Raw genomic sequence first — 6,438 nt, 5'->3', positions numbered from 1 at the left:
GGGCGTAGTCGGCCCAGGTGGCGGCGGGCGGCTTCTCCAGCAGGAGGTGGACGCCGCGGGCCGCCGCGGTCAGGGCCAGGTCCGTGTGGGTCGGGATGGGGGTGCAGATGACGGCGGCGCGGGCCCCGGTGGAGTCCAGGAGGGCCCCGAAGTCGGCGGACTGCTCGGGCGTCTCACCGGCGAAGGCGGCGAGTTCGGCGTCGGTGAGCGGCTGGAGTTCGCAGACCCCGGCCAGCCGGACCAGTCCCTGGTGCTGGAGGCGGCGGATGTTGGCGAGGTGCCAGCGGCCGTGCCCTCGGGCACCGGCGAGGACGACCGGCAGGGGGGTGGTGGCGTGGGTCGGCATGTCCGTCATCCCTTCACGGCGCCGGCGCTGAAGCCGGTGACGAGCCACTTCTGGATGAAGGCGAAGACGATCACCACGGGCACCGCGGCGATCACCCCGCCCGCGGCCAGCGCCCCGAGGTCGACGCTGTCCGCGCCGATGAGGGTGTTGAGGCCGACCGGGATCGTCTGCTTGTCCTGCTCGCTGAGGAACATCAGGGCGAACAGGAAGTGGTTCCAGCTGTGCACGAAGGCGAAGGAGCCCACGGCGATCAGCCCGGGGCGCAGCAGCGGCAGCACGACCGCGCAGAAGGCCCGGAAGCGGGAGCAGCCGTCGACCCAGGCGGCCTCCTCCAGGGTGACCGGGACGTTCTTGATGAAGCCGCTGATCAGGATGATCGACAGGGGGAGCTGGAAGACGGTCTCCGCGATGACCACGCTCACCAGGGAGTTGATCAGCTGGAGGTTCTTGAAGATCTCGAAGAGCGGTACGAGCATCAGCGCGCCCGGGATGAACTGCGAGCAGAGCAGGGCCAGCATGAAGCCGCCCTTGATCTTGAAGTCGAAGCGGGCGAGCGCGTAGCCGCCGGCCAGCGCGACGAGGGTCGTGGCGATCAGGGTCGCGATGCCGACGATCATGCTGTTCTGGAAGAAGAGGCCGAAGCTGCGTTCGTTCCAGACCTTGTCGAAGTGCTCTCCCGTCATGGGCCAGGGCACCAGCGAGGTGGAGCCGGAGGGCCGTACGGCGAAGAGGAACATCCAGTAGAACGGGATGAGCGTGAAGACCAGGTAGATGCCGAGCGGCAGGTAGATCTGCCAGCGCGGTACGTCGTCGAAGGCGCGCTCGCGCCTGGTGCGGCGGGTGGTGGCGGGCGGCGGGGCGCCGGGGCGCACCGCCTGTCCCGGGGCGCTGTTCTTCTCTGCGAGTGCGGCAGTCACTTGTGGTCGCCTCCGAACTTGCTCAGGCGCAGGTAGACGATCGAGCAGAAGAGGAGGATCACGAAGGCGACGGTGGTGAGCGCGGAGGCGTATCCGAAGTCGTGGCCCTCGATGCCGGTGTTGGCGACGTAGAGCGGGAGTGTGGTGGTCTCACCGGCCGGTCCGCCGCCCGTGAGGGTGTAGAGCAGGTCGACGTTGTTGAACTCCCAGACCCCGCGCAGCAGGGTGGCGAGGATGATCGCGTCGCGCAGGTGCGGGAGTGTGATGTGGAAGAACTGCCGCATCCGGCCGGCGCCGTCGACCGCGGCCGCCTCGTAGAGCTCCTTGGAGACGGACTGGAGGTCGGCGAGGATGAGGATGGCGAAGAAGGGGACGCCGCGCCAGAGTTCGGAGACGGTGGCCGCCCAGAACACGGTCCCGGTGTCGGAGAGCACCGAGGTGCCGTACTCGCCGATCCCGGCGTCCGCGAGGTAGCGGCTGAATCCAGATGGTGCTGGTCAGGACGCCGGAGACGGCCCAGGGCGAGAACACCATGGCCCGGGAGATGCCGCGCCCGACGAAGCTCTGGTTGACGATCAGGGCCAGTGCCAGGCCGAGGACGAGCTGCAGGCTGACCTGGGTGAAGACCCACTGGGCGCTGAAGCCGAGCGTGGACCAGAACTGGTCGTCCTCGGTGAAGATCCGCTTGAAGTTGTCGAGCCCCGCGAAGCCGTTCCGCCACGGCTTGGTGACGTTGTAGTTCTGCAGGCTGTAGTAGAAGACGCTGATCACCGGGTAGGCGATGAAGCCCAGCATCAGCAGGCCCGCGGGTGCGATCAGCAGATACGGCAGGCGGCGGGGGCTCGCCGAGCGGCGCCGGGGCGCCTTCTCCTTGGGCGGCGGTGTGGCCACGGCTGCGGATTGGGCCATGACGCGTCTCCGATCTCTGGGATGTGCGGGGAGGTGCTGGGGGTGCCGTGTTCGGTGGGGTGCAAGCGCTTACTCCACGCCGTTCGGTGTCCCGGACGGGGTGGCGCGCGGAATTCTGTTCGCCGGGGTCAGCCCGCGTACGGGTCGGGCACTTCTCCCGGCCGGGCCAGGAAGGTGAAGTCGCATCCCGTGTCGGCCTGGGTGATCTGGTCCTGGTAGAGCGCGCCGTAACCGCGCCCGTAGCGGGCGGGCGGCGGGGTCCAGGCGGCCCTGCGGACCTCCAGCTCCTCGTCGGTGACGTCGAGGTGGAGCAGCCGCGCCTCGACGTCGAGGGTGACGAGGTCGCCGGTGCGCACCAGGGCGAGCGGTCCGCCGACGAAGGACTCGGGGGCGATGTGCAGTACGCACGCCCCGTAACTGGTGCCGCTCATCCGGGCGTCGGAGATCCGCACCATGTCGCGTACGCCCTGCTTCAGCAGGTAGTCCGGGATCGGCAGCATGCCGTACTCGGGCATGCCCGGCCCGCCCTTGGGCCCGGCGTTGCGCAGGACCAGCACGTGGTCCGCCGTGAGCGCCAGGGCCGGGTCGTTGATGGTGCGCTGCATCTCCTGGTAGTCGTCGAAGACGACGGCGGGCCCGGTGTGGCGCAGCAGGTGCGGCTCGGCGGCGATGTGCTTGATGACGGCGCCGTCGGGGCAGAGGTTGCCGCGGAGCACCGCCACTCCGCCCTCCTCGGCCAGCGGGTCCGCGCGCTCCCGGATGACGTCCGTGTTGTGCACCAGCGCCCCCTGGATCTGCTCGCGCATCGTGGGGTGCGCGACGGTGGGGCGGTCCAGGTGCAGGACGTCGGTGAGCCGTGACAGGAAGCCGGGGAGTCCGCCGGCGAAGTGGAAGTCCTCCATCAGGTACCTCCCGCCGGGGCGGAGGTCGGCGAGGACGGGGACGGTGCGGGCGATGCGGTCGAAGTCGTCCAGGGTGAGCTTCACCCCGGAGCGGCCGGCCATCGCGATGAGGTGGATCACGGCGTTGGTGGAGCCGCCGAGCGCCAGGACGGTGGCGACGGCGTCCTCGTACGCGTCGGCGGTGAGGATCTTCGACAACGTCAGCTGCTGCCACACCAGTTCGACGATCCGGAGACCGGACTGCGCGGCCATCCGGTCGTGCCCGGAGTCGACGGCCGGGATGGAGGACGCGCCGGGCACGGTGACGCCGAGCGCCTCGGCGGCGGCCGTCAGGGTGGAGGCGGTGCCCATCGTCATGCAGTGGCCGGGCGAGCGGGCGAGCCCGTTCTCCAGTTCGCCCATCTCGCAGTCGCCGATGAGCCCGGCCCGCTTGTCGTCCCAGTACTTCCACATGTCCGTGCCGGAGCCCAGGACCTCGTTGCGCCAGTGGCCCGGCAGCATCGGCCCGGCGGGCACGAAGACCGTGGGCAGGTCCACGGAGGCGGCGCCCATCAGCAGAGCGGGCGTCGACTTGTCGCAGCCGCCCAGCAGCACCGCCCCGTCGACCGGGTAAGAGCGCAGCAGCTCCTCGGTCTCCATCGCGAGCATGTTGCGGTAGAGCATCGGGGTGGGCTTCTGGAAGGTCTCCGAGAGGGTGGAGACCGGGAACTCCAGCGGGAAGCCGCCCGCCTGCCAGACGCCCCGCTTCACGGCCTGCGCGCGGTCGCGCAGGTGGACGTGGCAGGGGTTGATGTCCGACCAGGTGTTCAGGATCGCGACGACCGGCTTGCCGAGGTGCTCCTCGGGGAGGTAGCCGAGCTGCCGGGTCCTGGCCCGGTGGCTGAACGAGCGCAGCCCGTCCGTGCCGTACCACTGGTGGCTGCGCAGCTCCTCGGGGGAGATGCGGCGGTCCGTGCCCTCGGTCATATCGACCACCCGGCGACCTGGTCGGCGACCTCGGCGCGCTGCGCCTCGGGCAGCACCCGGCTCGGTGCGCGTACGTCCCGGCGGCACAGGCCCAGCGCGGCCAGGCCCTCCTTGACGACCGTCACGTTGTTGGCGGACTGCCGGTCGGCGCGCAGCTCCTCGAAGCGGCGGATCTGCTCCCAGACCTTCATCGCCGCGGTGTAGTCACCGGCCCGCAGTGCCTCCAGCATGGCCATGGAGACCCCGGGGGCGACGTTGACGAGGCCGGAGGTGAATCCGGTGGCGCCGGAGGCGAAGTAGGAGGGGGCGTACAGCTCGGCGAGTCCGGCGACCCAGACGAACCGCTCCAGGCCGGCGTCCCGGGCGAACGCGCCGAAGCGGGCGGCGTCCGGGACCGAGTACTTCACGCCGATGACGTTGGGGCAGCTGTCGGCGAGCTCGGCGAGCCGGGCGCCGGCGAGCAGCGGGTTGCGGACGTACGGGACGACCCCGAGCTCGGGGACCGCCTCGGCGATGGCCCGGTGGTAGTCGATCCAGCCGTCCTGCGAGACGTAGGGGTGCACCGGCTGGTGCACCATCACCATCTCGGCCCCGGCGTCCCTGGCGTGCTCGGCGGCGGCCACGGCGGTCGGCACGTCGTGGCCCACGCCCACCAGGACGGTGGCCCGGCCGGCCACCTCCTCGACGGTCAGCTCGGTGACCATGCGCCGCTCGTCGGGGGTGAGCGCGTAGAACTCCCCGGTGTTGCCGTTCGGGGTGACGATGCGGACACCGCCGTCGAGGAGCCGGCGCAGCAGGGCGCGGTGCACCGCGGTGTCGATGGTCCCGTCCTCGGCGAACGGGGTCACCGGGATCGCCACAACGTCTGCGAGGGCCGCCTTGAGCGGGGAGAGGTCCATGCGGACTGGCCTTTCGTCGAGGTGCTGGTGGTTCAGGTCCAGCGGGTGGTTCACGCCGTGTCACCCCCGTCTTCGTCGTCGGGGAACGCGCGGCGTACGAACGATGCGATGTGGTCGTGCAGGGCCCCGGCCGCGGCCGGGGCGTCGTCGGCGAGGGCGAGGGCGAGGATCTCCCGGTGTTCGGCGGCCTCGCGCTCCCAGGACGGGTTGGCGGACCAGGCGACGGTCGACACGAGTGCGGCCTGGTCGCGGATCTCGTCGAGCATCCTGGCCAGCAGCGGGTTGCCGCAGGGCAGGTACAGCGCCCGGTGGAAGTCCCGGTTGGCCAGCGACCTGTCCGCCTTGTCGATCGCCGAGTCGGCGCGCTCCAGGGCCTCCTGGGCCGCTTCGAGCGAGGCCCTGCGGGTGATGGAACGGCGCAGCGCCTCGGGTTCCAGGAGCAGGCGGACGTCGTACACCTCGCGGGCCATGGCCGCGTCCACGAGCCGCACGGTGACGCCCTTGTACTGGCTCATGACCACCAGCCCCGTGCCGGCGAGGGTCTTCAGCGCCTCCCGCACCGGTGTCTTCGACACTCCGAACTGCGCGGCGAGTTCCGTCTCGACGAGCGCCTGGCCCGGTCTCAGCTGCGCGGTGAGGATGGCGTGCTTGATCGCCTCCAGCACGTACTGGGTGCGGGACGGGATCGGGGCAGGCGCAAAGGTCATGGGTGCAGGGCTCTCGCATCTCGCGTATCGCGTCTCATATATGACGTACGAAGTACGACGCGATGAAGCTAGAGCGCCCCCCATGTTTCGTCAACGCTTCTGACGAAAGATGTTCCGGAGACGTGCGCCGGGGTGTCCGGCTCCGGACCGCCGCCCTGAGCCGTGCGGGCGCGAAGGGCGGCGAACGCGGCGACCGGTGCCGTTCCGTCTCCCGGTGTGCTGATCGCCGCGACCGCGGTGGCGGGGCCGGCGGGCCGGAACGGGGCGGGGCCGGCGGCAGGCGGTGCACGCCTGCCGCCCGGCCCCGACCGGGTCACCCGGTGATGCGGGTGAGGGCGCTCGCGACGGCGTCCAGGTCCGGTCCGGAGGCCAGTCCGGCGTGGTAAAGGCGCAGTTCGGCCGCGCCGAGCGAGCGGGCGTGCGCCGCGTCCCGCTCCAGGGTGGCGGGGCTGCCGCCCATGCCGCTGACGACACCGAAGTTGGCGGCCAGCACCCCGCCGAGCCCGGCGAACGGCCCCAGGACGGCCTCCCTCACCGCGTCGGAGCCGGTGCAGGGCAGCACCACGCCGTCCGCCGTGGACAGGATGTGCGCGGGGTCCACCCCGACGTTGGCGCCCGTGCGGTGGGGGGCCGGGTCGGCGTGCAGCAGGACCTGGAAGCCGGCGGGCGGGCGACCTGGTCGCGCCACCGCCGGGTGGTGTCGGCGAGGTCCGCGCCGAGCAGTGCGCGCACACCGGACCAGCCCGAGGCGTCGGAGCCCCTCCCGGCCCAGACCGGCTCCAGGGGCCGCCG

General features: G+C 71.3%; 5 protein-coding genes and 2 pseudogenes. All 7 read right to left on the bottom strand.

Annotated elements, in window-relative coordinates:
- Nucleotides 1-355: Gfo/Idh/MocA family oxidoreductase (locus tag IH13_RS0107060; protein ID WP_158791071.1), on the bottom strand; the 355-nt coding region annotated here is incomplete at its 3' end.
- Nucleotides 352-1,263 (bottom strand): carbohydrate ABC transporter permease, encoded by a 912-nt coding sequence (locus IH13_RS0107055; protein WP_031082008.1) that lies wholly within the window; start codon nucleotides 1,261-1,263, stop codon nucleotides 352-354. The genes IH13_RS0107055 and IH13_RS0107060, both read right to left, overlap by 4 nt.
- Nucleotides 1,260-2,172: pseudogene (locus IH13_RS36890) on the bottom strand (carbohydrate ABC transporter permease). The gene IH13_RS0107055 and the pseudogene IH13_RS36890 overlap by 4 nt, the downstream one beginning before the upstream one ends.
- 128 nt (nucleotides 2,173-2,300) lie before the next feature.
- On the bottom strand, nucleotides 2,301-4,040 hold the full coding sequence (gene araD, locus IH13_RS0107045; protein WP_031082007.1) for an L-arabinonate dehydratase: 1,740 nt from the start codon (nucleotides 4,038-4,040) through the stop codon (nucleotides 2,301-2,303).
- Nucleotides 4,037-4,939 carry a dihydrodipicolinate synthase family protein gene (locus IH13_RS0107040; RefSeq protein ID WP_031082005.1) on the bottom strand — a complete coding sequence of 301 codons (903 nt, stop codon included), beginning with the start codon at nucleotides 4,937-4,939 and terminating at the stop codon, nucleotides 4,037-4,039. The genes araD and IH13_RS0107040 overlap by 4 nt, the downstream gene beginning before the upstream one ends.
- A gap of 50 nt (nucleotides 4,940-4,989) precedes the next feature.
- Nucleotides 4,990-5,646 carry a GntR family transcriptional regulator gene (locus tag IH13_RS0107035; RefSeq protein WP_031082003.1) on the bottom strand — a complete coding sequence of 219 codons (657 nt, stop codon included), beginning with the start codon at nucleotides 5,644-5,646 and terminating at the stop codon, nucleotides 4,990-4,992.
- Nucleotides 5,647-5,959: 313 nt separating this feature from the next.
- Nucleotides 5,960-6,438: pseudogene (locus IH13_RS36885) on the bottom strand (hypothetical protein); the annotation flags it as partial.

The organism is Streptomyces sp. NRRL WC-3549 (genome assembly GCF_000721935.1).
In the GTDB taxonomy this organism is placed as follows: Bacteria; Actinomycetota; Actinomycetes; order Streptomycetales; family Streptomycetaceae; genus Streptomyces.
This window is presented reverse-complemented; position numbering and strand designations above follow the sequence as displayed.

What these genes read in the sequence shown, in the direction of transcription:
- araD (WP_031082007.1), bottom strand. Translation starts at nt 4,040, where the DNA reads ATGACCGAGGGCACGGACCGCCGCATCTCCCCCGAGGAGCTGCGCAGC.
- IH13_RS0107040 (WP_031082005.1), bottom strand. Translation starts at nt 4,939, where the DNA reads ATGGACCTCTCCCCGCTCAAGGCGGCCCTCGCAGACGTTGTGGCGATC.
- IH13_RS0107035 (WP_031082003.1), bottom strand. Translation starts at nt 5,646, where the DNA reads ATGACCTTTGCGCCTGCCCCGATCCCGTCCCGCACCCAGTACGTGCTG.